The following is a 26,140-nucleotide window of genomic DNA, read 5'->3' as shown; positions in this document are numbered from 1 at the left end:
GTCTTCTCTCCCCAAGACCTGTTTTAGCCGATCCTGATGACCGTATCGGAAGTGAACGCATATTGCGGGATGTGCATGTTTTCCGGTGCCGGGCCGCTGCGGATACGACCCGCAGTGTCATAGGTCGAGCCATGGCATGGGCAGAACCAGCCGCCGAAAGAACCGGACTCACCGAGCGGTACGCAGCCGAGATGCGTGCATACGCCGATCATGATGAGCCAGTTTTCCTTGCCTTCGCCTGCCGAACGGGCAACGTCGGTTGCCTGCGCATCCGATGGAAGGTTTGCGTTGCGGGCGATCGGGTCCTTCAGGTCACCGAGAGCCGCGCTCTTGCCTTCTTCCACTTCCTTGGCGGAACGGTTGCGGATGAATACCGGCTTGCCGCGCCATTTGACGGTCAGGGACGCGCCTTCTGCAAGAGAAGAAACGTCGACTTCGATGGAAGCGGCTGCGAGTGTCGAAGCGTCTGGACGCATCTGGTCGATAAACGGCCATGCCAGTCCGCCAACACCGACCACACCGGCCATTCCCGTCGCAATATAGAGAAAATCACGCCGTGTCGGCTCAGCCGTGTCGTGTGCGCTCACGTGCCAACTCCCTTTTGATCTGCATGTTCAATTGAACTCTCCCCTCGTCCGCTTTTGCACCTGCGCAAAAGTTATCCCGCAAGTGCTCGCAGGACGAAATTCCCTCCATCTCACTATCCGGTTTATGCGCGTAAAAAACGCTTGTCCAGACACCAACCCCTTATGACGGCACGATGTCGCAGGCGGATTTGCTTGATTAATTTGACGGATACACAGCAAAGCTGCGGTCAGGGCCAAAGACCTGCCCGGATGACCGGAGATGACCGGAAGTTTTTAGTTTTCGTGGTTCTCTCCAAGAAACCCGCCAGACTGGCGCGCCCAGAGCCCGGCATAGATGCCGCCTTGGGCGATCAATTCCTCATGTGTGCCTTCCTCGACGATCCGGCAAGCGTCTATGACCACCAGACGGTCGAGTGCGGCAATGGTCGAAAGACGATGTGCAATGGCAATCACCGTCTTGCCTTCCATGAGTAGCTTAAGATTCTCCTGTATCGAGGCTTCCACATCCGAATCGAGTGCCGAGGTCGCCTCATCGAGAATGAGAATCGGTGCGTCCTTGAGAATGGCGCGGGCAATGGCGATGCGCTGACGCTGGCCGCCCGATAGTTTGACGCCGCGTTCGCCCACGAAAGCATCGAAGGACTTGCGGCCCTGAAAATCTTCCAGCTTGGCGATGAAGCCGTCCGCTTCCGCCTGCCGGGCCGCCTTTAGCAATTCTTCATCGGTGGCATCGTCACGAGCCAGCATGATATTATCGCGCAAGGAACGATGTAAAAGTGCGGTTTGCTGGCTGACCACGGCAAAGGCCCGGCGCAGCGAATTCTGCGTGACATCGCGTATGTCCTGCCCATCCACGGTGATGGTGCCCTTTTCCACATCGTAAAGCCGCAGGATAAGATTGACGAGCGTGGTCTTGCCCGCGCCGGAATGGCCGACCAGCCCCACACGCTCGCCGCCCCGCACAGTCAAATTGATGTTCTGCAGAACGCCAGCACCCTTGCCGTAATGGAAGGTCACGTCGCGCACGTCGATGCGGGCATCGCGAACCACCAGCGGTTTTGCGCCGGGCCGGTCTTCGAGACCGAGCGGCGCGGAGACAAGGCGCATTGAGTTTTCGATCAGCCCCAACTGGCGCAACATGCCATTGAGCTGCATCATGAGGCGTCCAAGCAGCATGTTGAGACGCAGCACCAGACCGAGCGTGAACGACACCTGACCAACCGTGATGGCATCTTGCGTCCAGAGATCGATGGCGATGGCCGCAACTGTCACGATCATCAGGCCCGACAAAGCCGTCAGCGACAGGCGCACGCCGGTCAGCGACCGCATGAACGGCAGGATCGCCGCAAGATAGCGTTCGAAGCCGTCGCGCAGATAGCGCTCGTCATCATCCGCCGTGTTGAGCTTGATGGTCTCGATATTGGAATAGCTGTCGACAATCCGCCCGTTGATCATCGACCCCGCTTCGGCGGAGGCTTCGGCATTCTTGCGGATGCGCGGCAGATAGCGCCATGCGATGAAGCCGAAAGCGATGATCCAGACAATGACGGCGGCGGCAAGCCGCCAATCGAGCCGCCCGACCAGAAAAAGCGTGGTGACGCTGTAGATCGCCATGAACCAGACGACCTGAATGAGACTTTCGATCAGGTCGCCCGCCGCCTGCCCGGCCTGCCAGACTTTTGTGGCGATACGTCCGGCAAAATCATTCTGGAAGAAGGCATAGGACTGGCGCAGCACATAGGAATTCGCCTGCCAGCGGATCATGTTGTAGAAGCCGGGCGACATGGTCTGGTCGTCCAGCAGGGTCGTTGCAGCGGTGACGATCAACCGGATCACCAGAACCGTGAACCCCATGAAGAGAAGCTCAGGCCCGGCGGCCTCGATCAACGCCGACCAGCTGCGCTCTATGCCGCCTTTGCCAGCCTGATCCAGAATATCGACCAGACGTCCGGTGAAATAAAACAGCCCCGCTTCCACCAGCGGCAGAAGACCGCCAGCGGCAAGTGCGGCCAAAAGCGGCCATTTCGCCTGGCGCGCGTAATGCCAGAGGAAAGCCATTGTGGTTGAAGGCGGTCTGAGATTGTCCGGTTCGCGGAAGGGATCAACCCAACGTTCGAACAGGCTGTAGACCGCTTTCATCAATAGCGTTTTTCCTTACTTGACCAGCGCATCCTCGGAATTGTCTTCGAAGCCAAGGAACCCGCCGGATTGACGCGCCCATAGACTTGCATAAATGCCGCCGAGCGCAACAAGTTCCTCATGCGTGCCGTCTTCGACGATCCGCCCCTTGTCCATGACGATCAGGCGATCAAGCGCGGCGATAGTGGAAAGACGATGCGCGATGGCGATAACCGTCTTGCCTTCCATCAGCGTATTGAGGCTGTCCTGAATGGCCGCTTCCACTTCCGAATCGAGCGCGGATGTCGCCTCGTCGAGAATGAGGATCGGCGCATCCTTGAGCATCACACGCGCAATAGCGATACGCTGACGCTGTCCGCCGGACAGCTTGACGCCGCGCTCGCCGACATGCGCTTCCAGCCCGCGCCGTCCCTTCGGATCGGTAAGGAGCGGAACGAACTGGTCTGCCTGCGCAAGCCGGATCGCCTGCTGCAACATTTCCTCGGTGGCGTCGGGCCTGCCATACATAATGTTTTCGCGCACCGTGCGGTGCAGAAGCGAAGTATCCTGCGTGACCATGCCGATATTGGCGCGCAGCGAATCCTGCGACACTTTTGAAATGTCCTGACCATCAATCAGGATGCGCCCCTTCTCCAGATCGTAGAAGCGCAGCAGCAGATTGACCAGCGTGGACTTGCCCGCGCCGGAGCGACCGACCAGACCGACTTTCTGTCCGGCGGGGATGTTCAGCGTCAGGTTTTCCAGAACGCCCTTGCCCTTGCCGTAATGGAAGCCGACCTTGTCGAAATCCAGCTCGCCCTTGGTCACCTGCAGGGCCGGAGCATTGGGCACATCCACCACTTCATGCGCGCGCGCAATCGTGGTGATGCCGTCTTCCACCGTGCCGATATTTTCAAACAGCGCCGACATTTCCCACATGATCCACTGCGACATGCCGTTGAGGCGCAGCACCAGACCGATGCTGACCGCCACCGCACCCACCGTCACGGCTTCGTTCATCCACAGGCCGATGCCGATCACGCCGACCGCGAAGAGCAGAAGGCAGTTCGACACATAGAGTGTGAAGTGGAACATGGTCACCAGACGCATCTGGCGATGCACCGTGCCGAGGAAACCATCGAGGCTTTCGCGCACATAGGATTCCTCGCGGCTCGAATGCGAGAACAGCTTCACGGTCGCGATATTGGTATAGCTGTCGACAATGCGGCCCGTCATCGTCGAGCGCGCATCAGCCTGCTCTTCCGAAACCACCCGCAGGCGCGGAATGAAGAAGCGCAGCAACATGAGATAGACCACGAGCCAGACGACGAACGGGATCATCAGTCGCAGATCGGCGGCGGCTGCGATGAACAGCGTGCCCGCGAAATAGACGATGACATAGTTCAAAACGTCAAGCAGCTTCATCACCGTCTCGCGCACGGCAAGAGCGGTCTGCATCAGCTTGGTTGAAATGCGCCCGGCAAATTCGTCCTGAAAAAACGACATCGACTGTCGGATCAGGTAACGATGCATCAGCCAGCGCACGCGCATCGGATAATTGCCGAGCAGCGTCTGATGGATCACCAGCGAATGCACCAGCACCACGCCCGGCAGGCCGACCAGAACCACCCCGGCAATCAATGCCAGCCGCCAGCCTTCATTGCTTAGAAACGTTTCGCGCGACTGGTGAGAAAGCCAATCCACGATATTGCCCATGAAGGCAAACAGGGAAACCTCGATAATGGCGATCAGGGTGGTGAAGATCGCCATGCCGATGATCCACGGCCAGGCGCCGCGGGTGTAATAGAGGCAAAACGCGACCAGACCGCGCGGAGGTTCCTGCGGGGCATCATCTGGATAGGCGTTGAGCCGATGTTCGAACCACTTAAACATGGCGCTCCTTTTAGGCGGACATTAAGCAATTGCCAATACTTGTTCGGAACAAAACATGAATATTTTGCAATCCGACCGGTTCTTTAAAGTTCATCCTCATACAGATGTTGACGCATGAACCGCGCCCGATATGCAGTCTTGCGATGACGGGCGTTTCGCGTTACCCGCTTCATATGGATCTGCGCGTCGCCCTCTACCAGCCCGACATTCCCGGCAACACGGGAACGATACTGCGCATGGCCGCATGTCTCGGCTTTGCCGTGGACCTGATTGAGCCTGCCGGTTTCGACGTTTCCGACCGCTCGCTGAAGCGATCGGGCATGGATTATCTGGCGCAGGCCGCACTGACGCGACATGCCGACTGGCACCACTTCGAAGACTGGCGCAAACAGGCAGGCCGCCGCATCGTACTGCTCTCGACCAAGGCCGCAATCCCCTATACCGACTACCGTTTTCAGGCGAACGATATTCTCCTGTTCGGGCGTGAATCGTCCGGTGTGCCGGATGCAGTCCACAACAGCGCCGATGCGCGCCTGCTGATCCCGATGGTTTCCGGCACCCGCTCCCTCAATCTTGCAGTTTCGGTCGCCATGACGGCAGGGGAAGCTCTGCGCCAGATGAGAAGTGAAAGTGATTCTAGCTCAAGACCTTAGGCGTCTTGGCGGAATCAATACTCGAATTGCTCTCAACATGCGTCGCGGATTGACCGGATCGCCACGCATTGTCCCCCGTTTCCGGTTCGAAAGGCGCGCTTCATTCCATGAAACTGTCTGCACGCACCGCCGTTCTCGCGGCTTCCACTCTTTCCCTGCTCGCCACCGCACCGGCCTTTGCCAAAGACGTCGAGCGCGTTGCGCCGAAGGTGATGGTCATCACCATGTTCGGTGAAGAAGCCAAGCCGTGGCTGGAAGGTGAAAACTTCACGCAGAAGATCAAGCTGCCCGGCTTGAGCCCTGAATATCCGGAAGTGGACTGTACCGCTGAGGGCCTTTGCCACATGACGACGGCCATGGGCTTTGCCAATGCTGCAAGCTCGACGACGGCCATGGCGCTCAGCGACAAGCTCGATCTCAGCCATACCTATTTCCTGATTGCTGGCATTGCGGGCGTCGATCCGCAGCACGGCACGCTCGGTTCGGCCCATTGGGCGAAATATGTCATCGACGCCAATCTGAGCCACCGCATCGATATCCGCGAAGCGCCCGAAGGCTGGAGCACGGATTTCTTCGGTCTCGGCACGGCCAAGCCCGGCGAAAAGGCCAAATGGGGCGCAGGCACGGAAGTCTTCGAACTGAACGGCAAGCTTGCCGATTATGCTTTGGCCACAACGAAGGATGTCGCGCTTCTCGATGGCGACGATGCGAAGGCATATCGCAAGCATTACACGCAGGAAGCCGCCACCGGCGCGCCGAAAGTCAGCATTTGCGACACGGCCTCGGCCGATACCTACTGGCATGGCGCAAAGCTCGGCGAAGCGGTGAGCGCATGGGCCAAGCTCCTGACCGACGGCAAGGCGGATTACTGTACCTCGCAAATGGAAGACAATGCCACGCTGACGGCGCTCAAGCGCGCTGCCGATGCGGGCAAGCTGGATTTCAGCCGCATCGCCGTGCTGCGCACGTCATCCAACTTCGACCGGCAGGGCAAGGACCAGACAGCAATCGAATCCCTGGGCGCGAAGTCGGGCGGTTTCCCGCTGGCGACCACGAATGCTTACCGCGTCGGCAAGGCCTATGCAGACAGCATCATCGGCAAGTGGGATGCCTGGGAAAAAGCACCGCAAACCGCTGCGCAATAAGGTCCGTAACGGTATAACGATTCAAATCAAAGGCACCCGATGCATCAAACATCGGGTGCCTTTTTATTGGGAGCAAATCTGAATCCGGTTTCAAGCACTTGGCGGAAGATATTGATTCAGATCTTCAATCTGCAGTTGGCAGGCGGCGCATGGTGAATTCGATCACGTCGTCGGGCCGTTCGCACCAGCTTTCAATCTCGGTCCAGTATGCGGATTTCGGAAATGTGTCGAACCATTCCCGCGCTTTGTCGCGTGCTGCCTGACGCGGCAGGGTGAAGGTTTCGCGGATGAAGCCGTCGCGCGGCATCCGGTTCTTTTCGGCGCGGCTCTTCTCAAGCTGCTTGCGCAAGCCTTCGAGCGGAGGACGGGGCGGTGCTGCTGTCATGCGATTGCCTCCCGGCTGGCTGGAAACACACACTTCCAGCCCCTTGACCACAAAAGATAGGGTAGCGATTTTACAAAGACGAGTCTTTTCTTGGGGAGAGCGATTTTGCGACGGCAGCGAAGTCCCGCTTCGCCCTATGCGAGACCGACGGAACTTGCTAAGCCAACGGATATAGCAAAGTCTATTTCACCTTGCCATTTAACCTTGGCTGCACGCAGCGATCCGGCAGATTGCGCCGAGAGGAAATAACAAATGCAACGCGATGAAATTCCTGCGATCATCCCCCACGATATCGAGGAAAAGAAGCAGGCGGCGCAACGCTGGTTCGAAGAACTGCGCGACCGCATCTGCGCAAGTTTTGAACAACTTGAAGACGAGCTGCAAGGCCCCCTGTCCGACCGTGAGCCCGGCCGCTTCGTGCGCACGCCCTGGCTGAAGGAAGAAGGCAAGGGCGGCGGCGGTGTCATGTCGATCATGCACGGGCGCGTTTTTGAAAAAGTCGGCGTTCACGTGTCCACCGTCTATGGCGAATTCTCGCCGGAATTCCGCAAGCAAATCCCCGGCGCGGAAGAAGACCCGCGTTATTGGGCAAGCGGCATCTCGCTGATCGCGCATCCGCAAAACCCGCATGTGCCAGCCGTTCACATGAACACGCGCATGGTCGTGACGAGCCGCCAGTGGTTTGGCGGCGGTGCCGACCTGACCCCGGTTCTCGACCGCCGGCGCACGCAGGAAGATGCCGACACGCTCGCTTTCCATAAGGCGTTCCGCTTCATCTGCGAAAAGCACAAGAATGTCGTCGACTACCAGCGCGTGAAGGACTGGTGCGACGAGTATTTCTTCCTGCCGCATCGCAATGAACCGCGCGGCACCGGCGGCATCTTCTATGACTGGCTGCATTCGTCGGATGAGAAAGGCGGTTGGGACGCCGATTTCGCCTATACGCGGGATGTGGGACGCGGTTTTTCCGTCGTCTATCCGCATCTTGTGCGCCAGAACTTCAATCAGGACTGGACGCAGGCTGACCGTGACGAGCAACTCGTGCGCCGTGGCCGCTATGTCGAGTTCAACCTGCTCTATGATCGCGGTACGATCTTCGGCCTCAAGACCGGCGGCAATGTGAACTCCATTCTGTCGTCTATGCCCCCCGTTGTGAAATGGCCTTAAAGCATTTCCAGCACATGAACCAAAAGGAAAGGGCCGGATAACCGGCCCTTTCTTATATGCCAAAAGCGGGGTGATGGGTGATATCGCCTTGCGGCATGTCCGGCCCGAAGGCCAGACATTGCACATATTCTGCGGGCACATCCGGCATTTTCAGCCGCGCATCGGCTTTGAAACCGAACCGTCTGTAATAGCCAGGATCGCCCACCAGAACACATCCCTTTGCACCGTCGGCCCGCAACAAGGCGAGACCTTCACGGACGAGCGCCCCGCCAATCCCCTCGCCTTGCCTTTCGGGCTGAACCGAGATGGGGCCAAGCGCATACCAGCTTTTGTCCTCGCCTCCGATCAGAACCGGCGAAAAGGCCACATGGCCGAGGACAGCATCCCCGTCCACGGCAACCAGCGACAAGGTGAGCGCGGAGGCCGCGCGAAGCGCATCGACGATCTCCCCCTCCCGCTGGTTGCTATAAGGAACCTTGCTGAACGCCTCATCCGTCAGCTGACGGATTGCAGCACTATCATCGGGCTTTTCCTTGCGAAGATACATGACGCGCTCCCTCAACGGTTATTGAGCTGGGCGCGAACGTTTTCGCGCCCTTTCAGCGAAATGCGATAGGGACTGCCTGATCGGGATTCGATCAGCCTTTTGCGCCGCAATTGCTGGAACACAGCCATTGTACAATCGGCGAGCAGGTAACCCTCACGGGTATAGCATTCTATGTTGCAGACGCGTCCGTCTTCGCGCAAGTGGCGGATATGGCCACCTTGCGCCAGCACGTGTAACACGCGCTGTTCAATACGTGAGATATTCATTGTTGTTCATGCCTGGATGGAAACCATGACAAGCACCAGCGCGCGCAGACAGCGTATGGCTATCCACGGCCAATGCCGTTCCCGTCCCTGAACATCTGCCGATCAGACGCAATCAGCGCCTGTCATGCAGTCCTTGTCCGGAACGATTAAAGGCTTCCAACAATCTCCAGCATCAACAATTCCTCTTTCAGAGGTGGATAGGTCAAAGGGCCGGTCGGCCCTCTGACCCGCATGTAAGATCGCACGGGGCGAAAGTCAAACCCGATCAGGCTTTTGGCTGGTTGCGGAGCTTTTCGGCTTCCGCATAGAACTTCTTTTCCCACTCATTGTGGTTGTCCAGTCCTTCCTTGATGAAGGGCGTGAAGATGGCGAGGTTCATCAGGCACCAGTTGACGAAACGGGCCGGGAATTTCAGCGGCTTCACGAAGTCGACAAACAGCACCACGCGGGTCTTGTCAGTGTGGTTCCAGGCTTCATGCTCGTAAGCATCGTCGAAAATGAGAACCTTGCCCTCATGCCAATGGCAGACCTGCTTGTCCACGCGAATGGCGAGCTTGTCGTTCGGCTCCGGAACGATGAGGCCGAGATGCAGGCGCAGCACGCCATTATACGGCCCACGATGCGGCGGCAGATGCTTGCCCGGTTCGAAGATCGAGAACATCGCCGTGGTCAGGCCCGGAATCTTGTTCACGATGCGCCAGGTTTCCGGGCAGGTCTTGATGTTCTGTTCCGATTTCACGCCGAAACCGAGCAGGAAGAAGGTCTTCCAGCGATTATCGGTCGAAATCGTCTTCACGTCGGTTGAAATATCCTGAAAGGACGGAAGCTCGCTCTGGCGCAGCAGGATCGTGTCCAGTTCCTTGCGGATGGCTGGCCATTCCTTTTCGATCTCCGCCGCCCAGGGGAAGGTCGCATTGTCATAGACCGGTGGATTGCCGAGCTTGGCATATTTCAGATTGAGACCTTCGGCCCAGGAAACGATCCCCATGAAAAACCGGGTGATCTTGCTCGGGCGGTCCATTGCGGCCAGACCTTCAGTGCCGAATTTCTGTTTCGGATCAGAGGCTGCCTTATCTTGGATCGATGTATCGGGATTGGACATTTCATGCTCTTTCAATATCGGCGCTGAAAAGATTCCCAGCCATAAACTGATGAAACTACGGCTGAATTTTGCAAACAAGCGGTCAGCTGTTCATTTTATCGCGATCAAGTTTCTCCAGAAGCGCTGCACGGTCAAGGCTAAAACCGGAGTCGATCCAGAAAGTTTCGAGCGACCGCAGCGCCTGTCCGAGACCGGGGCCTTTTTTCACGCCGAGCGCCAGAAGATCACTCCCCGTCACGGGAAAGACCGGGGCTTCATATTTCTCCGCCGTTTCCAGCAAACGCGAAAAGCCGCCGGCGCGGATCATGGCATCGTCGCTGCCTGCCGCATCGGCCCGCGCCGCCGCATAACCAAGCTTGATCCGGTCCACCACCGCCTGCTTACTGCCGCGATAGACGACCTTCTTCAAGGCCTGCTCGGAAAGCTCTGGCTTGACGGCATCGGCCCGCGCCCATGCTTCGAGCCGCGCCCGCTCTGCATTGGACATTTTGAGGCGCTTGCCCATTTCTTCCATGCGCACGGCGTCCGGTGGCACGATGCTTTCAAGCCGCAGCAGCGGATCAGCGGACCAGCCAAGATCGCCTTCGGAACGCACGAGGCCGTGTATGGCGTCGATGCCCCATTTTTCGCTTTCAGGCAAAACAAGGTTCAAGACGCCGCCTTGCCGCATCCACAAAAGGGCGCGCGACGGATCGGGAGCCGACAGGAGTTTCTTCAATTCCGACCATACGCGCTCAGCGGAAAGCTGGCTGATACCGTCCTTCAGCCTTGCGCTGGCGCGCAGACCGTCAGCCTCCGGTCGCCCGGAACCGTACCAGGCAAAGAAGCGGAAAAAACGCAGGATGCGCAGATAGTCCTCGCGGATGCGCTGTTCCGCATCGCCGATGAAACGCAGCGTCCGGGTTTCGATATCGGCAAGTCCGCCGACATGATCGATGATCGTGCCGTCAGCGGTGGCGTAGAGCGCATTGATGGTGAAATCGCGCCGCTCGGCATCGGCTTTCCAGTCGGTCCCGAAGGCAACCTTGGCATGGCGACCATCGGTCTCGACATCCTTGCGCAATGTCGTCACTTCATAGGCATGTCCATGCGCGACAACGGTGATGGTGCCATGCTCGATGCCGGTCGGGACAGGTTTGAACCCCGCTTCCTCGGCCAGCCGGATTGTTTCCTGCGGCACATGCGTGGTGGCAAGATCGACGTCGCTGACGGCGGTTCCAAGCAGCGTGTTGCGCACCGCACCGCCAACCACACGCGCTTCCCCGCCATCACGGTTCAAGGCCTTGAACAGCGCCTGCAAAGACTTCGACTTCAACCAGGGCGCCGTGTCGGCAATGTTCACACTGTCGCTCAAACGTAGAGCCTTTCATAAAGTCCGCGAATGATCCCGGCGGTAATTCCCCAGATGAATCGCTCGTTATAGGGCATGGCGTAATAAAAGCGTTCCTTGCCGTTGAGTATCCTGCTTTCGCGCCGGTGATTGGCCGGATTCATCAGGAAAGACAATGGCACCTCGAAAATATCGGCCACCTCATCCGGGTTCGGATGCAGGTCGAACGGGGTTCTGACCACAGCCAGAACCGGCGTGATCGAAAAACCGCTGCCGGTCAGATAACGCGGCAGATTGCCGATGATTTCGGCACGCTCGGCTGCGAGCCCGATTTCCTCGTTGGCTTCGCGCAGCGCTGCATGTTCCGCCGTGCCGTCTTCCGGGTCGATGGCGCCGCCCGGAAAGGCGATCTGGCCCGAATGTTGTCGCAAACGATCGGTGCGCTGGGTGAGAAGCACCGTCGCACCGGGACCGCGATCCACCACCGGCACCAGCACCGCCGCATCGCGCATCTTTGCGGTGACCATGGCCTGCTCGAATTCCGGGTTCAGCGCGTGATCGCCGGTAATGTCACTGTGATCCGGCTGCCAGCTGCGAACGCGCTCGGCAAAATCACCGGCGGAAAACGCCGAAAGGGAATGCAAGCCGCGCTCCATCATTTTAGGGCAGCCTCCAGCGCATCGGCAGGCATGATCGGGAATATCGCCCCGCCGGATCGCACGGCAAACAAGGCCACACCGTCCATCTCGATTTCCTCGCCAAGCGCGACCAGATCATACATGACCGAGCGCGTCACCAGCGCTTCCAGACGCCCGCGGATCAGCACATAAGGTTTCAGCCCGCCGCTTGCTTCTTCAACGACAAATCGCAACGGATGCTCGGCATCGACTTCCACCACGTCGCCCACATTGGTGCGGAATGTCAGTGTCTGTGCCGGGTCTTCACCGGAAACCTGCATTTCAACGGCAATGAATGGCGCATCTTCAACCCTGATGCCGACCTTTTCCACCGGCGTGACGAGATAGGTCTTGCCGTCCGCGTCCTTGCGCAGCACGGTGGAGAACAGCCGCACCAGCTGTTTGCGACCGATCGGCGTGCCCATGTAAAACCAAGTGCCATCGGCCTTGATTTCCATGTCGAGATCGCCGCAGAAATCGGGATTCCAGCGCTCGACGGGCGGAATGCCGCGCTCTTTCGTTGACGGTCCGCTTTGCGCATCAGCATGCGCGCGTGCAATCAGGGCTTCCAGACCGCCCGTCGTCCCGGCACCTTGCAGCGCGTTTTGCGGCGCAACTTTGCCTATAGGGGTGCTCTTTGTCATCCGACTCGGTTATTCCTGTTCGAATGTGCTTAATATGATGGAAGTCATGAAATAGTCACCGTTTGACGGCTTGTCAGCACTATATGCGATTTATAGGTGTCTGAATCAAAAAGCGTCAGGCCGTGAATGGCGACTTTTAGATAAGACACCAAGGCACTTCCGCCAAAGCGGTTACACATTGCGAGGTCACCATGAGCGTCGTCATCACGCCTGAAACCGCCAATTCCGAGCAGATTGTTGCGGAAGCCGAACGGGCGCTCGCAGATATTGCGCGCATCAAGGAAGGCGTCGGCACCGTCATCTTCGGACAAGAAAGTGTGATCGAGCGCACGCTCGTCGCCATTCTGGCTGGCGGTCATGCGCTTCTGGTCGGCGTACCCGGCCTTGCCAAGACCAAGCTGGTGGAAACGCTGGGCGTGGTGCTCGGTCTCTCCGGCCAGCGCATCCAGTTCACGCCTGATCTGATGCCATCCGACATTATCGGGTCTGAAGTCATGGAGCAGGACGCCGACGGGCGCCGTTCGTTCCGCTATCTCAAGGGGCCGATTTTCGCCCAACTGCTGATGGCCGACGAAATCAACCGCGCCTCCCCGCGCACCCAGTCCGCGCTATTGCAGGCCATGCAGGAATATCACGTCACGGTCGCAGGCCAGCGCTATGATCTGCCCGCGCCGTTCCACGTTCTGGCAACGCAGAACCCGCTGGAACAGGAAGGCACCTATCCCCTGCCGGAAGCCCAGCTCGACCGCTTCCTGATGCAGATCGACATTCTCTATCCGGAACTGGAAGCCGAGCGCCGCATTCTTCTTGAAACCACCGGCGTCGCTGAGGCAAAGCCTTATGAGATTCTCGATGCGGAACGATTGAAGCAGATGCAGACATTGGTGCGCCGCATGCCGGTTTCGGAAAGCGTGGTCGAGGCGATCCTGAAACTGGTGCGTTCGGCGCGCCCGGATGCCGACAACGATCATGCGAAGCAGCATATCGCCTGGGGTCCCGGCCCCCGCGCCAGCCAGGCGCTGATGCTCTGCGCCCGCGCCCGTGCGCTTTATGATGGCCGCCTCGCCCCTTCGGTGGACGATGTGAAGGCGCTCGCCGAGCCGGTGCTGCAACACCGTATGGCGCTCAATTTCGCCGCCCGCGCCGATGGCATGCATATCCGCGATGTCATCGCCAATCTGGTAAAGGCCGCCGTCTGATGGTGATCGGCACGCAAGTTTCCACCGCAGATCGCAAGGATACGCTGGCCCGTGCAAGTGCGCGGGCAGCAGCGATCCCCGATCTGCTGGTCGAAGCGCAGCGTGTCGTCAATACCGTCATGAATGGCTGGCATGGACGGCGCAAACGCGGTCCCGGTGAGAACTTCTGGCAATTTCGCCCCTATGTGCAGGGCGAGCAGCTTTCGCGTATCGACTGGCGGCGTTCCGCCCGTGACGATCATACCTATGTGCGCGACCGCGAATGGGAATCAGCGCATACGGTTTGGCTGTGGTGCGATTTCTCGCCCTCCATGCTCTATCGCTCGCAGATGTCGCCTGTTTCCAAGGAAGCCCGCGCGTTAGTGCTAACGCTGGCGCTGGCGGAAATCCTGTCGCGTTCCGGCGAACGCATTGCTTTTCCAGCGCTGATCCCGCCTTTTGCCGCCCGCAACGGCGCAGAACGTCTTGCCGGCGCGCTCATGCATGAAGCGCCTGTAAGCGTATTGCCGGATATCGCGCAGATCCGCCGTTTTTCGGAAGTCGTTCTTGTCTCCGATTTCCTGCACCCGTTCGATGAACTGACAGAACTTCTCGACCGCCTTGCGAAACGCGGCGTGCGTGCGCATCTGGTCGAAGTCGCCGACCCTGCAGAAGAAACCTTTCCCTATTCCGGGCGCACCGAATTTCGCGATCCCGAGACGGGTGCAACGCTGGTTGCCGGTCGCGCCGAAACCTATGCCGAGGATTATCGCCGTCTTTACACGGCCCGGCGCGAAACCTTGTCGGGCTTCTGCAAGCGGCTCGGCTGGAGCTATTCTGTGCATCGCACCGACCGTCCGGCGGCGGAAGCCCTTGCGCGTCTGCATCATGCATTAAGCGCAACGGGGGCTGGCGCATGAATTTTCTGCCGCTCGCCTTCGGCTCACCGCTGATCCTCGCCGGTCTGGTTGCCCTGCCGGTGATCTGGTGGCTGCTGCGCATGACGCCGCCGCGCCCGCAGGAGGAAACCTTCCCGCCGCTGCGCATTCTGGCGCAGGTTTTCAAGCGCGAGGAAGTCCCTTCCAAAAGCCCGTGGTGGATGACACTTCTGCGCCTTTTGATCGCCGCACTCGTGATCATGGCGCTGGCAGCGCCGATCTGGAACCCGCGTCCAGTCGCGCTGACCGGCAATGAACCGCTGGCCATCGTGATAGACAATGGCTGGGCCGCCGCCGAAGACTGGCAGCATCGCGTCAATGCCGCTGAAAAGCTGATCGACGACGCGGAAAGCGCCAACGCGCAGATTTACATCCTTGGCACCGCCGAGCCGGCCAATGCGGAAATCGGCCCCTATGACGGCACCCGCGCCACGGAACGTTTGCAGGCCATGCAGCCACGCCCGATCCCCGTTGACCGCAAGGCGACGATGGAACGGCTGGCATCCCCCCTGTCTGATGGCCAGAAAGTGCGCCTTGCCTTCATGAATGACGGGCTGGCGACCGCGGCCGACAGCGAAACCTTTGCCGCGCTGGACAAGACCGGCCATCTGGCGAGCGTCCTTTGGTATGGTGCCGATCTCGGTCGCACCCTTGCACTGACCGGCATCGACAACAAGGCCGACAGCCTCGAAGCCATCGCCATCCGCCCGGAAGGCGTGACCATGCCGCGCAGCTTGACGGCTGCCGCCTATGACGACAAGGGCCGCCGCATCGCCGAAGCACCGCTGTCCTTTGCGCTGGGCAGCGCCGAAGGCACGGCGCGCTTCAACCTGCCGGTCGAATTGCGCAATGATTTCCGCCTCATCCGCATTGATGGTATCGAACAGGCGGGTGCCACCCATCTGATCGACGCTGGGTCCGAGCGCCGCACCATCGGCCTGATTGCCAGCGGCGACGGCGATGTCGCGCAGCCGCTTCTGTCACCACTGCATTATATCAAGCGCGCATTGTCGCCCTACGCCAATCTGATCGAGCCACGTTCCGCCGATCTGCTTCAGTCGGTGCCGGAATTGCTGGATGCCAAGCCGTCCATTCTCATCATGGCCGATATCGGCACCTTGCCGCAGCCGGTCGCCGAGCAGATTTCTGCATGGGTGGAAGAAGGCGGTACGCTGGTGCGCTTTGCCGGTCCGCGTCTGGCGGGCGCGAGCGACAACGATACGTTGCTGCCGGTGCGGCTGCGCAAGGGCGAGCGCGCGCTTGGCGGCACCTTGTCCTGGTCTGAACCGCAACAGCTGCGCGCCTTTCCGGAAAAGGGTCCGTTTGCCGGGCTGCCAATCCCCGAAGATGTCAACGTCAACCGACAGGTGCTTGCCGAACCGTCCTTCGACCTCAACGACAAGGCGTATGCCATCCTTCAGGACGGCACCCCGCTGGTGACAGGCCAGCAGCGCGGGCGTGGCAATATCGTGCTGTTCCATATCGCGCCGGACGCCACCTGGTCGAGTTTGCCGATTTCCGGCTCCTTCGTGGAAATGCTCCGCCGCATCGTGTCTCTGTCGCAGCGCACCGGCGCGCAGGGCAATCAGGATGCCGTTTCGCTGCCGCCGTTCCAGCTGCTTTCGGCTGCCGGTGCGCTGACGCCGCCGACCTCGGAAGCCAAGCCGCTGATCGTCGAGCGCAATAAGCAAGCCAGTGTCAGCATCAACACGCCGCCCGGTTTTTACGGCAATGAGGACGGTTTGAAAGCACTTAATATTTTTGCCGACAGCAACACCAAGCTGGAGCCGATCAAGCAGCCGACGCTGTCGGTCGGCGTCACGCCTGTCTCTTATACGGCAGATCAGTCGATATCGCTGGCAGGCCCGTTCTTTGCCGCCGCCGCCATGCTTCTGGCGCTCGATTCACTGCTGATGCTCTGGCTGCGCGGCGCATTCCGCCGCCGCATGAAGGTGCGTGCCAAAACGGCGGGGATTGCTTTGCTCCTCGCAGGCAGTCTTGCTGTCCTGTCTGCCGGTCATGACCGCGCCTTTGCGCAAGCACCCTCGCCGCAGCCGCCACAAATTCATGACGACAGCAAGCCCGGCGATGAGGCGATCATCGGCTCGGTTTCGCAGACCCATCTTGCCTATATCATCACCGGCAGCGCCGAGACCGACAATATCAGCAAGGCCGGACTGAAAGGTTTGACCTTTGCACTGACCGACAAGACCGCGCTGGAACCGGGCGACCCGATCGGCGTCGATCCATCCAAGGATGAACTGGCCTTCTATCCGCTGATCTATTGGCCGATTGATCCGAATGCACCGATGCCGAGCCCGGAAGCCATCGCCAGGGTGGATGCCTATATGCAGCAGGGCGGGACGGTCCTGTTCGACACGCGCGACCAGTTGCAGTCGGGCGCGAGCCTCGATCCGTCGGTCTCACCCGCCAACCAGCGCCTGCGCGCCATTCTGGACGACATGAATGTGCCACCGCTCGAACCGGTGCCGGATGATCATGTCCTGACGAAATCCTTTTTCATCATGCCGGATTTTCCGGGCCGCTATGAGGGAAGCCCGCTCTGGGTGGAAGCGACCGCACCCAATGCCTCGCCGCGTGACCGCCCGGTCAGAACCGGCGACGGCGTGACGCCGATCATGATCACCGCCAATGATCTGGCGGGCGCATGGGCCGTAGACGATCAGGGCAATCCCCTGCTCCCCACCGTGCCAAACGACCCGATGCAGCGCATCTATGCGATTCGCGGCGGCGTCAACATCGTGATGTATATGCTCACCGGCAATTACAAGTCCGATCAGGTCCATGTCCCGGCCCTGCTCGAACGGCTGGGGAATTAGAGCATGATGTTTTTTAGCGAAGCCGTCAGCAGATCCAGGTTCCCTTTTCCCCTCATCCTGAGAGGCCGTCAAAGACGGCGCATCATCCTGAGCTTGTCGAAGGAGCGAAGGGCGAGGGGAAACGCACAGCGCGCCTGCCCTCGATCCTTCGAGGCTTCGCTGCGCTCCGCACCTCAGGATGAGGGGGGAGCGTTGCAGCCCGTAAAGATAGGAACCTACGGCGATAGGAGGCGGGCATGAACATCGAATTCGAACCGTTCCTTTCCACGCCGTGGCTCATTGGCATTCTGGTTCCACTGGCGCTGCTGGTGCTGGCAACTGTCGCCCTGCGCATGCGCGGGGGATTGATCCGTCTTCTGGCCGCCGCGGCGCTGGCGCTGGCGCTGTTCAACCCCGTTGTCATCAATGAAGAACGCGAGCCGCTGAAAAGCGTTGTCGCCGTGGTGGTGGACCGCAGCCAGAGCCAGGAACTGGGCCAGCGCAGCGCCGATACCGATGCCGCGCTGAAAGCCGTGCAGGATCAGCTTGCCACCATGCCGCAATTCGAAATGCGCGTGGTGGAAACCGGCAAGCCGGGCGAAAACGAGGACGGTTATGCGACGCGGCTTTTTGGGCCGCTGGCCCGCGCCCTGCTCGACGTACCGCCCACGCGTGTTGCAGGCGCGATCATGATCACCGATGGGCAGGTGCACGATACCCCCGCCAACAAGAATGCGCTGGGCTTCGACGCGCCTTTGCATGCGCTGGTGACCGGCAAGCCGGACGAATTCGACCGTCGTATCCGCTTCAACAAGGCCCCGCGCTATGGCATCAGCGGCAAACCGCTGGAAATGTCGTTCACGGTCATTGATGAGGGCAAAGACCTCGGCAGCCCGGCTCGCGTGGAAATCCGCGTCAATGGCGAAGCGGTTTCGCAGGAAGAAGCGCAGGTGGGACAGGAAACGCCTGTCACCATCACCCTGCCCCGCGCTGGTGTGAATATCGTTGAAATCGCTACGCCTGGAATTCCCGGTGAAGTGACCGACTCCAACAACCGTGCGGTTGCAACCGTTGACGGCATTCGCGAAAATCTGCGCGTGCTGCTCGTCTCCGGCGAGCCGCATAATGGCGAGCGCACCTGGCGCAATCTGCTGAAATCCGACGCTGCGGTCGATCTCGTCCACTTCACCATTTTGCGCCCGCCGGAAAAGCAGGACGGCACGCCGATCAACGAATTGTCGCTGATCGCCTTCCCGACGCGTGAGCTGTTCGTGGACAAAGTCAACGAGTTCGATCTCATCATTCTGGACCGCTACCAGCATCGCGACGTGCTGCCGCTGCTCTATTACGATTACATCGCGCAATATGTGGAAAACGGCGGCGCGCTGCTGGTCGCTGCCGGGCCGGAATATGCGGGCGAAATGTCGATTGCCCGCACACCGCTTTATAACGCCCTGCCCGCCATGCCGACCGGCACTGTAACCGAAAAGGCGTTCTATCCGCGCCTGACCGATCTCGGCAAACGCCATCCCGTCACGCGCGGTCTGGACGGCAGCGAGCAGGAGCCACCACGCTGGAGCCGCTGGTTCCGCACCATCGACATCACCGCGCCGCAGGGTGAAACGGTGATGAGCGGTGCCGACAACAAGCCGCTTCTCGTTCTCAACCGCGTCGGGAAAGGCCGCGTCGGCATGTTCCTGTCCGATCAGGGCTGGCTATGGGCGCGCGGTTTTGAGGGCGGTGGTCCCTATGCGGCGCTCTATCGCCGCATCGCCCACTGGCTGATGCAGGAGCCGGAGCTGGAAGAAGAAGCGCTCACCGCAGCAGGCAATGGCCGTGTGCTTTCCATCCGCCGCCAGACCATGGGCGACAATCCCGGCACCGCGACCGTCAGCACGCCTTCGGGCAAGGAATTGCCGGTCAATCTCGCCCAGAGCAAGCCGGGGCTGTTCGAAGGGTCGTTGCAGACCGACGAAATCGGTGTCTTCCGGATCAGGAATGGCGATCTGGAAACATTGGCCCATGTCGGGCCCGTCGATGCGCCGGAATTTGCCGACAGCATTTCGACGGTGGATCGTCTGAAGCCGCTCGCCGAGGCGACCGGCGGGTCGGTCTATCGGGTTCATGCAAGCGCCGACAGCGCAGTGCGGGTGCCAGCGATTACGGCTGTCGCCGCCAATCGTACCGCCAGCGGCAATGACTGGATCGGCCTGCGCGAAACCGCCGATACGCAGCTGAAAAGCGTGAACCGTCTGCCACTATTCTCCGGCTTCCTGGCGCTCGCTGCCCTGCTGCTTGTGTTCGGTGGCATGTGGTATCGCGAAGGGCGGTAATCCGTCCTCACGCACCGTTCCTCGTCTGACACCCCCGTTGCCCCCTCATCCTGAGCAGGTGCGAAGCACCGTGTCGAAGGGCGAGGGCACGCGCTGATTTCCCCTCTCCTTCGATCCTTCGAAAATCTCAGGATGATGCGCCGTCTTCGACGGCTTCTCAGGATGAGGGGAAAAGCAAACGTTTTCGCTGAACTGAAATCAGGCCCGGTTGGCGTGGCGCACAATGCCGCTGACGCCGCTTGCGGCGCCGGGGGTGAGTTCGCAGGCGAGCATCCGGCGCGGATCGACCGCCGCTGGCATGACCATGGTGCCAGAAGGCACCATCTTGAAGCCGAACGGACCATAATAAGGTTCGTCACCGACCAGAATAACCAGCTTGTGACCGGACTTCGTCGCCGCTTCCAGCGATAGACGCATCAGCGTGCCGCCAATGCCCCGCTTCTTCCATTCCGGCCGCACGGCAAGCGGACCCAGCAGAAGCGCTGGCGTCTTGCCGATCACGACCGGCGTCAGCCGTACCGAACCCACCACGATGCCGCCCATCAGGGCAACGAAGGAAAGATTCAGATCATGCGGGCCACCTTCGCGGATGAAATGCGCGGCGCGGGTAAAGCGTCCCGGTCCGAAAGCTTCGGCATTGATGGCTTCGATTTCAATGTCGTGCGCCGGGCATTCCTGCGCGTAGGTCAGTTCAAGCTGCTGCATGGGCTTAAGATCACAATTGGAGACTTCGGGGACCGTCAGGTCAATGGAATGCACGCCGCGCTCGCAGCGCGGTTTGAGTTTCATCGTCGGATGAAAAGCATTTCCATTACGTGTCTCCTGGGCGACCTAACCTTTGGATGATCGCAAATTGGAAACCCCATTACACCAAAATGAGCAGCGGTAAAACCATTTTTTTCAAATTGGCAGTTTCTGCTTCTCTTTTTGGCAGCGTGACGCACTGTTCACGACTTGTCGTGCTGTAAAATCGCCGGTTTCGCTCTATTTTGAGTTCCAAAAGGAGAAATCACATGGGACTTCTGGTCGATGGCAAGTGGCAGGATGTCTGGTACGACACCAAAAGCACAAAAGGCCGCTTCGAGCGCTCGAAATCGCAATTCCGCAACTGGGTAACCGCCGATGGCAGCGCTGGCCCAACTGGCGAAGGCGGCTTCAAGGCTGAACCGGGGCGCTACCATCTTTATGTTTCCTATGCGTGCCCATGGGCACATCGCACGCTGATCTTCCGCGCGCTGAAGAAGCTTGAAGATGTCATTTCAGTTTCGGTCGTGGACTATCTGATGGTGGAAGAAGGCTGGACCTTTTACGGCACCACCGGCAGCACCGGTGATGATCTGTACGGCTCCAAGCGCCTTTATGAAATCTACACCCGCGCCGATCCGAATTATTCCGGTCGCGTTACCGTGCCGGTTCTGTGGGACAAGCAGCGCCAGACGATTGTTTCCAACGAATCGTCAGAAATCATCCGTATGCTCAACACAGCGTTCAATGAATTCGGCGATGCCTCGCTCGACTTCTACCCGGACGCGCTGGCCGCTGAGATCGATGCGCTCAACGATTTCATCTATCCCAATATCAATAACGGCGTTTACCGCGCAGGCTTCGCCACCTCGCAGGATGCTTATGAGGAAGCGTTCAAGCAGTTGTTCGCCGCACTCGACACATTGGAGGACCGGCTGTCCCGCCAGCGCTACCTGACGGGTTCAAGCCTGACGGAAGCAGACTGGCGTCTGTTCACGACGCTGCTGCGTTTCGATCCGGTCTATGTCGGCCATTTCAAGTGCAATCTACGCCGGATCGCCGATTATCCGAACCTGTGGAACTATACGCGCGAGCTTTATCAGGTGCCGGGCGTTGCCTCGACGGTGAATATGGAGCACATCAAAGGCCATTATTACCGCAGTCACAAGACGATCAACCCGACCGGCATTGTGCCAACAGGCCCTGAGATAGACTTTACCGCCCCGCATGACCGGGATCGGTTTTCAAAGAGCTAACCCTTCCGACCCGCACTGCGCCTTTCCTGCAACAGTCAGGATTCCTAATTCAGCTCTCTCTCATTCTCTCGTGCCCCTTTGATCTCGATCAATGGGGCGCGAGGCGACGCAGTTCAGATTGGATGCATCCCCCAAGGACGAAATCCAAGACTGAGACCGTGACCAAGGAGAGATTTGATGAACCGTTTTGCGAAAGGGCTGCTCGCAGCAACCGCGCTGGCCTTTGCCGCACCGGCAGCCTTTGCCGCCGATAGTGTGGTCGCCCCGCCGGCCTCTGAAATTCAGGCGGTGCCTGAAGCGCTTTCACCCTGGCAGATTCGCGTGCGTGCGCTCGGCGTGATTGCGGAAAACAAGGGTCATGTGAACGGCGTTCCGGGTTCCGATCTCGACTATTCCAAGTCGATCACGCCGGAACTCGATATCACCTATTATTTCACCGACAATATCGCCGCCGAACTCATTCTCGGCACGACCTATGCCAATATCAATGGCGCAGGCTCGATCAGCAGTCTGGGCAAGGTTGGCAAAACGTGGATTCTGCCACCGACGCTTACGCTACAGTACCACTTCACCAATTTCGGCGCGTTCAAGCCTTATGTCGGTGCAGGCGTCAACTATACGATCTTCTACAATCAGGATGCGGGCAGCGCGGATTATCTGAAGGTCAAGAACACGTTTGGCGGCGCGCTCCAGTTTGGTGTCGATTATATGATCGACGAACATTGGGGCCTGAACTTCGACGTGAAGAAGCTGTTCCTCGAACCGAAATTCGACGTCACCGTCGGCGGGCAGGAATTGAGCGGCAAGGCCAAGCTCAATCCCTGGCTGATCGGTACGGGTATTACCTACCGCTTTTAATTCAGTGCTATTAAAAAGGGCGCGCACTGCGCGCCCTTTATACCAAAGTATTACTCAGTATCCCCGCTCAGAATCAAACAATAACGCTGGGCGCCAGTGGTATTACCACATCGGCAGCGGTTCCAGATCATACAGCGCTTCCTGCAAGCGCCGCTTGGTGGAGGCCGTGGTGCCTTCTGGTAGATCATCCAGAGGAAAGAAACCGCTTTCGGCGATTTCTCTATCCGGCTCTTTGGGCGCAAGTTGTTCAAAGGAACGGCATACATAAAGTGCAACGTGATCGCGTGGCGAAGCATGGGCATTCTTGTAAAGAGCAAGAAGTTGCGGGCGACTTTTCAGGATAATATTACCTTCTTCCCGCAGTTCTTTTTCCAGCGCCTGTTGAAAAGTCTCCCCACTATCAACACCGCCGCCTGGTAACTGCCAACCCGGCACGTAAGTATGTCTCACTAAAAAAACCGAGTTATTCTTTTCATCATACACAATTGCCCGCACCCCAAGGGTCATGGGGCGTCGCAAAAGAAAATATGAATGAAATATAAAATGACGAAAGCGCATTCCGACTCTCCAGCAAACATTATATGCAGCTATCAATGCAGCAATCGCATCAACAAAAAGTCGCTAAATACGGTTTCTATTTCAGAAATTATCCAGTAAACGGGCCTTATGTTTCGCCTCGCTCACATCTCCGATATCCACCTTTCGCCACTGCCGCGTGTGAGATATCGCGAATTGGCATCAAAGCGCATCACTGGTTATATCAATTGGCTGCGCAACCGCAAGGGTGCAATGCATGGAACGGTACTCGATAAACTTGTAGCCGACATGCTGGCGCAAGCGCCGAATCATATTGCCGTCACCGGCGATCTGGTCAATTTGGCTCTCAATCTGGAAATAGACATCGCCGCCGACTGGCTGTCGAAGCTGGGCAATCCCGACGATGTTTCGGTCGTGCCCGGCAATCACGACGCCTATGTGCCCGGCGCACTCGACCGGTCCTGCCGCAAATGGGAGCCGTGGATGCGCGGCGACGGCATCGACAACAAGGGCAAGCGGCCGCAATTTCCCTATATACGGGTGCGCGATGATGTCGCGATGATCGGCGTCTCGTCGGCGCGCGCCACAGCACCCTTCATGGCGAGCGGTGATTTCCGCTCCGCGCAGGCCAAACGCCTCGCCGCAGCACTGGATGAGGCAGGCGCGCGCGGGCTTTTCCGGGTTGTGATGATCCACCATCCGCCGATCCACGGCGCAACGCCGACCCACAAGCGCCTATACGGTATCCGCCGTTTTCAGAAGATCATTCGAAAGCACGGCGCGGAGTTGGTCATTCACGGCCACACCCACCTGGCGACGAAATATGAAATCGACGGACCGAACGGCCAAGTACCGGTGATCTGTGTCCCGTCGGCCAGCCAGAACTATGGCGGCCACAAGCCCCCTGCCCGCTACAATATTTTCAACATCGACCGCAAACCGGACGGCGGCTGGTATTGCCTGTGGGAACAGCACGGCATTGAAGAGGTGAGCGAGCGCATTTTCAAGATCTCCGAACAGGAACTCTACACATGAAAAAGGCGGCCAATGGCCGCCTTTTCAACTCGTACAGACGTTCGGCCTATTTGCCGATCACGCGGTTAGCCGCCGATACAATGGCCTCCAGCGAGGCGCTGACGATATTGTCATTGATGCCCGCGCCGAACAGCTTGCCACCCGGATGCGCCATTTCGACATAGGAGATGGCCGATGCGTCCGATCCCTGCTGGAGCGAATGTTCGGAATAATCCACAACCGACATTTTCACGCCGAGATATTTGGACAGCGCGTCGACAAAACCGTCGATCGGACCGGTGCCCTTACCTTCGATATTCTTCGTCACGCCGTTATCGGTGATTTCGGCGGTGAGAATGCGGCGGCCCTTCTGTTCCGGATCGGGAATGGTGTGGTGATCCACGAACTTGATGCGGGCATCGGACTGCGTCACATAGAGCTTCTGGAACTCTTCATGAATGCGCTTCGACGGCAATTCCTTGCCTTCGTCGTCGGTGATCTGCTGGATGATTTCGCGGAACTCGACCTGCAGATTGCGCGGCAGGTTCAAGCCGTAATCGGCCTGCAGGATATAGGCGATACCGCCCTTGCCCGACTGCGAATTGATGCGGATGATCGCTTCATAGGAGCGGCCCACATCCTGCGGATCGATCGGCAGATAAGGCACTTCCCAAACCGGCGAATTGGCCGACTTGCGCGCCTTCATGCCCTTGTTGATCGCATCCTGATGCGAACCGGAGAAGGCGGTATAGACCAGCTCGCCGACATAGGGGTGGCGCTCCGCGATCTTCAGCTGGTTCGAATATTCATAGACATCCTTCATCCGATTGATGTCGGTGCAATCCAGCTCGGGATCGATGCCCTGCGTGTACATATTCAGCGCCAGCGTCACCACGTCCACATTGCCGGTGCGCTCGCCATTGCCGAACAAAGTGCCTTCGACGCGGTCGGCACCGGCCATCAGGCCCAGTTCCGTCGCAGCGATGCCCGTACCGCGGTCATTGTGCGGATGCAGGGAAATGATCAGGTTTTCGCGATTGTCGAGATTGCGGCACATCCATTCGATCTGGTCGGCATAGACATTCGGCGTGTTCATTTCCACCGTGGACGGCAGATTGACGATCAGCTTGTTGTCCGCTGTCGGCTTCACGATCTCGATGACCGCATTGCAGATTTCCAGCGCCACATCCAGTTCCGTGCCGGTAAAGCTTTCCGGCGAATACTGGAAGCGATAGCCGCCGCCTGCCTTGGCAGCCATATCCATGATCATCTTGGCGGCATCGGTCGCGATCTGCTTGATTCCGCCCACATCCTTGGCGAAAACCACGCGGCGCTGCAATTCACTGGTGGAATTGTAGAAATGGATGATCGGCGTCTTTGCGCCTTCCAAAGCCTCAAATGTGCGGGTGATCAGTTCCGGGCGGCACTGCACCAGGACCTGCAAATCCAGTTCGTCCGGAACATTGCCCTGTTCAATCGCCCACCGGCAGAAGTCGAAATCCGTCTGCGATGCAGATGGAAAGCCGATCTCGATTTCCGGGAAACCCATATCGACCAGCAAACGGAACATGCGCTCCTTGCGGTCGTGGCCCATCGGGTCGATCAGCGCCTGATTGCCGTCGCGCAAATCGACCGAACACCAGATCGGCGCCTTTTCGATCCGCTTCGATGGCCAGGTACGGTCATCGAGCTTCGGCGCCGGGAATGGCGAATATTTGGTGGCTGCGTCCCGCATGCCTTTACGGTCGGCTTCGGCTGCGGATTGCGGCGTGATAACGGACTGGTTCATTTCTCGTTTCCTCCCGGCTTCTGGACGGCATTACAGCTCGTCAAGCACGGATATTCATGATCGATTATAAGGGTTTTCTGAAAAGGAGCACAGGCCAGCGGGACCGTTTTCGACCGCCGGACGCTCCTTCAACGAGCCCGGCGATCGCCGCTAAGGCCGA

At 58.9% G+C, this 26,140-nt stretch carries 23 protein-coding genes; 10 read left to right on the top strand and 13 right to left on the bottom strand.

What is annotated here, in order from left to right; translation table 11 throughout:
* Window positions 1-23 precede the first annotated feature (23 nt).
* From petA to WIX40_RS17585, 3 genes are all read right to left on the bottom strand, one after another.
* Complete coding sequence (gene petA, locus WIX40_RS17595) at window positions 24-587, bottom strand: ubiquinol-cytochrome c reductase iron-sulfur subunit (protein WP_109369505.1); 564 nt, start codon at window positions 585-587, stop codon at window positions 24-26.
* Window positions 588-860: 273 nt separating this feature from the next.
* Window positions 861-2,726: an ABC transporter ATP-binding protein gene (locus WIX40_RS17590; RefSeq protein ID WP_339440892.1), complete on the bottom strand. Its 1,866-nt coding sequence runs from the start codon at window positions 2,724-2,726 to the stop codon at window positions 861-863.
* 15 nt (window positions 2,727-2,741) lie between these two features.
* Window positions 2,742-4,598 carry an ABC transporter ATP-binding protein gene (locus tag WIX40_RS17585; protein ID WP_109369507.1) on the bottom strand — a complete coding sequence of 619 codons (1,857 nt, stop codon included), beginning with the start codon at window positions 4,596-4,598 and terminating at the stop codon, window positions 2,742-2,744.
* 173 nt (window positions 4,599-4,771) lie between these two features.
* Here WIX40_RS17585 and WIX40_RS17580 point away from each other — a divergent pair, with 173 nt between their 5' ends.
* Together WIX40_RS17580 and WIX40_RS17575 are read left to right on the top strand one after the other, a co-directional pair.
* Complete coding sequence (locus WIX40_RS17580) at window positions 4,772-5,251, top strand: tRNA (cytidine(34)-2'-O)-methyltransferase (protein WP_109370276.1); 480 nt, start codon at window positions 4,772-4,774, stop codon at window positions 5,249-5,251.
* A gap of 107 nt (window positions 5,252-5,358) precedes the next feature.
* On the top strand, window positions 5,359-6,396 hold the full coding sequence (locus WIX40_RS17575; protein ID WP_339440891.1) for a purine-nucleoside phosphorylase: 1,038 nt from the start codon (window positions 5,359-5,361) through the stop codon (window positions 6,394-6,396).
* A gap of 124 nt (window positions 6,397-6,520) precedes the next feature.
* On the opposite strand, the gene WIX40_RS17570 is transcribed toward WIX40_RS17575, so the two are convergent.
* Complete coding sequence (locus tag WIX40_RS17570; protein WP_109369508.1) at window positions 6,521-6,781, bottom strand: hypothetical protein; 261 nt, start codon at window positions 6,779-6,781, stop codon at window positions 6,521-6,523.
* Between the two features lie 252 nt (window positions 6,782-7,033).
* Between WIX40_RS17570 and hemF the strand changes: the two genes are divergently transcribed.
* On the top strand, window positions 7,034-7,948 hold the full coding sequence (gene hemF / locus WIX40_RS17565) for an oxygen-dependent coproporphyrinogen oxidase (protein WP_121536516.1): 915 nt from the start codon (window positions 7,034-7,036) through the stop codon (window positions 7,946-7,948).
* A 52-nt stretch (window positions 7,949-8,000) separates the two neighbouring features.
* On the opposite strand, the gene WIX40_RS17560 is transcribed toward hemF, so the two are convergent.
* The 6 genes from WIX40_RS17560 to WIX40_RS17535 all read right to left on the bottom strand — a co-directional run bounded on the left by WIX40_RS17560 (window position 8,001) and on the right by WIX40_RS17535 (window position 12,514).
* Entirely contained in the window at window positions 8,001-8,495 is a 495-nt protein-coding gene (locus tag WIX40_RS17560) for a GNAT family N-acetyltransferase (RefSeq protein WP_109369510.1), read from the bottom strand.
* An 11-nt stretch (window positions 8,496-8,506) separates the two neighbouring features.
* Entirely contained in the window at window positions 8,507-8,761 is a 255-nt protein-coding gene (locus WIX40_RS17555) for a YjhX family toxin (protein WP_109369511.1), read from the bottom strand.
* 265 nt (window positions 8,762-9,026) lie between these two features.
* Window positions 9,027-9,863, bottom strand: a complete 837-nt coding sequence (gene olsC / locus WIX40_RS17550; RefSeq protein ID WP_121536644.1) for an ornithine lipid ester-linked acyl 2-hydroxylase OlsC — start codon at window positions 9,861-9,863, stop codon at window positions 9,027-9,029.
* Window positions 9,864-9,945: 82 nt separating this feature from the next.
* The gene (locus WIX40_RS17545) at window positions 9,946-11,217 is read right to left on the bottom strand and encodes a CCA tRNA nucleotidyltransferase (RefSeq protein ID WP_339440889.1); all 1,272 of its coding nucleotides are present in this window, start codon (window positions 11,215-11,217) and stop codon (window positions 9,946-9,948) included.
* Complete coding sequence (locus WIX40_RS17540) at window positions 11,214-11,849, bottom strand: CoA pyrophosphatase (RefSeq protein ID WP_339441078.1); 636 nt, start codon at window positions 11,847-11,849, stop codon at window positions 11,214-11,216. Before WIX40_RS17540 ends, WIX40_RS17545 begins: the two co-directional genes overlap by 4 nt.
* On the bottom strand, window positions 11,849-12,514 hold the full coding sequence (locus tag WIX40_RS17535; protein ID WP_339440887.1) for a DUF1285 domain-containing protein: 666 nt from the start codon (window positions 12,512-12,514) through the stop codon (window positions 11,849-11,851). Before WIX40_RS17535 ends, WIX40_RS17540 begins: the two co-directional genes overlap by 1 nt.
* Before the next feature lie 191 nt (window positions 12,515-12,705).
* On the opposite strand from WIX40_RS17535, the gene WIX40_RS17530 reads away from it, so the two are divergent.
* The 4 genes from WIX40_RS17530 (at window position 12,706) to WIX40_RS17515 (ending at window position 19,782) form a co-directional block, all read left to right on the top strand.
* Complete coding sequence (locus WIX40_RS17530) at window positions 12,706-13,713, top strand: AAA family ATPase (RefSeq protein WP_339440885.1); 1,008 nt, start codon at window positions 12,706-12,708, stop codon at window positions 13,711-13,713.
* Window positions 13,713-14,612, top strand: a complete 900-nt coding sequence (locus tag WIX40_RS17525) for a DUF58 domain-containing protein (protein WP_339440883.1) — start codon at window positions 13,713-13,715, stop codon at window positions 14,610-14,612. Before WIX40_RS17530 ends, WIX40_RS17525 begins: the two co-directional genes overlap by 1 nt.
* Window positions 14,609-17,470: a DUF4159 domain-containing protein gene (locus tag WIX40_RS17520; protein WP_339440882.1), complete on the top strand. Its 2,862-nt coding sequence runs from the start codon at window positions 14,609-14,611 to the stop codon at window positions 17,468-17,470. Before WIX40_RS17525 ends, WIX40_RS17520 begins: the two co-directional genes overlap by 4 nt.
* A 236-nt stretch (window positions 17,471-17,706) precedes the next feature.
* Window positions 17,707-19,782, top strand: coding sequence for a hypothetical protein (locus tag WIX40_RS17515; protein WP_339440881.1), 2,076 nt, complete (start codon window positions 17,707-17,709; stop codon window positions 19,780-19,782).
* Window positions 19,783-19,980: 198 nt separating this feature from the next.
* Here the strand turns inward: WIX40_RS17515 and WIX40_RS17510 are convergent, their stop codons facing one another.
* On the bottom strand, window positions 19,981-20,487 hold the full coding sequence (locus WIX40_RS17510) for a GNAT family N-acetyltransferase (RefSeq protein WP_109370280.1): 507 nt from the start codon (window positions 20,485-20,487) through the stop codon (window positions 19,981-19,983).
* Window positions 20,488-20,795: 308 nt separating this feature from the next.
* Between WIX40_RS17510 and WIX40_RS17505 the strand changes: the two genes are divergently transcribed.
* Together WIX40_RS17505 and WIX40_RS17500 are read left to right on the top strand one after the other, a co-directional pair.
* Window positions 20,796-21,782 (top strand): glutathione S-transferase family protein, encoded by a 987-nt coding sequence (locus WIX40_RS17505; RefSeq protein WP_339440880.1) that lies wholly within the window; start codon window positions 20,796-20,798, stop codon window positions 21,780-21,782.
* A 177-nt stretch (window positions 21,783-21,959) separates the two neighbouring features.
* Window positions 21,960-22,640, top strand: a complete 681-nt coding sequence (locus WIX40_RS17500) for an OmpW/AlkL family protein (RefSeq protein WP_109369519.1) — start codon at window positions 21,960-21,962, stop codon at window positions 22,638-22,640.
* Window positions 22,641-22,742: 102 nt separating this feature from the next.
* Here WIX40_RS17500 and WIX40_RS17495 read toward each other — a convergent pair whose 3' ends face one another.
* Window positions 22,743-23,198 carry an NUDIX domain-containing protein gene (locus WIX40_RS17495; protein WP_109369520.1) on the bottom strand — a complete coding sequence of 152 codons (456 nt, stop codon included), beginning with the start codon at window positions 23,196-23,198 and terminating at the stop codon, window positions 22,743-22,745.
* 108 nt (window positions 23,199-23,306) lie between these two features.
* On the opposite strand from WIX40_RS17495, the gene WIX40_RS17490 reads away from it, so the two are divergent.
* Window positions 23,307-24,212 carry a metallophosphoesterase family protein gene (locus WIX40_RS17490; protein WP_339440879.1) on the top strand — a complete coding sequence of 302 codons (906 nt, stop codon included), beginning with the start codon at window positions 23,307-23,309 and terminating at the stop codon, window positions 24,210-24,212.
* Window positions 24,213-24,258: 46 nt separating this feature from the next.
* Here the strand turns inward: WIX40_RS17490 and leuA are convergent, their stop codons facing one another.
* Window positions 24,259-25,980 carry a 2-isopropylmalate synthase gene (leuA, locus tag WIX40_RS17485; protein ID WP_171318514.1) on the bottom strand — a complete coding sequence of 574 codons (1,722 nt, stop codon included), beginning with the start codon at window positions 25,978-25,980 and terminating at the stop codon, window positions 24,259-24,261.
* Window positions 25,981-26,140: the final 160 nt, after the last annotated feature.

The organism is Ochrobactrum teleogrylli, assembly GCF_037482325.1.
GTDB lineage: Bacteria > Pseudomonadota > Alphaproteobacteria > Rhizobiales > Rhizobiaceae > Brucella > Brucella teleogrylli.
The sequence above is the reverse complement of the archived record's forward strand: the minus strand, read 5'-3'. Positions and strand labels throughout refer to the sequence as shown.

What these genes read in the sequence shown, in the direction of transcription:
- WIX40_RS17525 (WP_339440883.1), top strand. Translation starts at nt 13,713, where the DNA reads ATGGTGATCGGCACGCAAGTTTCCACCGCAGATCGCAAGGATACGCTG.
- WIX40_RS17500 (WP_109369519.1), top strand. Translation starts at nt 21,960, where the DNA reads ATGAACCGTTTTGCGAAAGGGCTGCTCGCAGCAACCGCGCTGGCCTTT.
- WIX40_RS17535 (WP_339440887.1), bottom strand. Translation starts at nt 12,514, where the DNA reads ATGACAAAGAGCACCCCTATAGGCAAAGTTGCGCCGCAAAACGCGCTG.
- hemF (WP_121536516.1), top strand. Translation starts at nt 7,034, where the DNA reads ATGCAACGCGATGAAATTCCTGCGATCATCCCCCACGATATCGAGGAA.
- WIX40_RS17540 (WP_339441078.1), bottom strand. Translation starts at nt 11,849, where the DNA reads ATGGAGCGCGGCTTGCATTCCCTTTCGGCGTTTTCCGCCGGTGATTTT.
- olsC (WP_121536644.1), bottom strand. Translation starts at nt 9,863, where the DNA reads ATGTCCAATCCCGATACATCGATCCAAGATAAGGCAGCCTCTGATCCG.
- WIX40_RS17490 (WP_339440879.1), top strand. Translation starts at nt 23,307, where the DNA reads ATGTTTCGCCTCGCTCACATCTCCGATATCCACCTTTCGCCACTGCCG.
- WIX40_RS17510 (WP_109370280.1), bottom strand. Translation starts at nt 20,487, where the DNA reads ATGCAGCAGCTTGAACTGACCTACGCGCAGGAATGCCCGGCGCACGAC.
- WIX40_RS17580 (WP_109370276.1), top strand. Translation starts at nt 4,772, where the DNA reads ATGGATCTGCGCGTCGCCCTCTACCAGCCCGACATTCCCGGCAACACG.
- WIX40_RS17555 (WP_109369511.1), bottom strand. Translation starts at nt 8,761, where the DNA reads ATGAATATCTCACGTATTGAACAGCGCGTGTTACACGTGCTGGCGCAA.
- WIX40_RS17515 (WP_339440881.1), top strand. Translation starts at nt 17,707, where the DNA reads ATGAACATCGAATTCGAACCGTTCCTTTCCACGCCGTGGCTCATTGGC.
- WIX40_RS17560 (WP_109369510.1), bottom strand. Translation starts at nt 8,495, where the DNA reads ATGTATCTTCGCAAGGAAAAGCCCGATGATAGTGCTGCAATCCGTCAG.
- WIX40_RS17585 (WP_109369507.1), bottom strand. Translation starts at nt 4,598, where the DNA reads ATGTTTAAGTGGTTCGAACATCGGCTCAACGCCTATCCAGATGATGCC.
- WIX40_RS17495 (WP_109369520.1), bottom strand. Translation starts at nt 23,198, where the DNA reads ATGCGCTTTCGTCATTTTATATTTCATTCATATTTTCTTTTGCGACGC.
- leuA (WP_171318514.1), bottom strand. Translation starts at nt 25,980, where the DNA reads ATGAACCAGTCCGTTATCACGCCGCAATCCGCAGCCGAAGCCGACCGT.
- WIX40_RS17590 (WP_339440892.1), bottom strand. Translation starts at nt 2,726, where the DNA reads ATGAAAGCGGTCTACAGCCTGTTCGAACGTTGGGTTGATCCCTTCCGC.
- WIX40_RS17575 (WP_339440891.1), top strand. Translation starts at nt 5,359, where the DNA reads ATGAAACTGTCTGCACGCACCGCCGTTCTCGCGGCTTCCACTCTTTCC.
- WIX40_RS17570 (WP_109369508.1), bottom strand. Translation starts at nt 6,781, where the DNA reads ATGACAGCAGCACCGCCCCGTCCTCCGCTCGAAGGCTTGCGCAAGCAG.
- WIX40_RS17520 (WP_339440882.1), top strand. Translation starts at nt 14,609, where the DNA reads ATGAATTTTCTGCCGCTCGCCTTCGGCTCACCGCTGATCCTCGCCGGT.
- WIX40_RS17505 (WP_339440880.1), top strand. Translation starts at nt 20,796, where the DNA reads ATGGGACTTCTGGTCGATGGCAAGTGGCAGGATGTCTGGTACGACACC.
- WIX40_RS17530 (WP_339440885.1), top strand. Translation starts at nt 12,706, where the DNA reads ATGAGCGTCGTCATCACGCCTGAAACCGCCAATTCCGAGCAGATTGTT.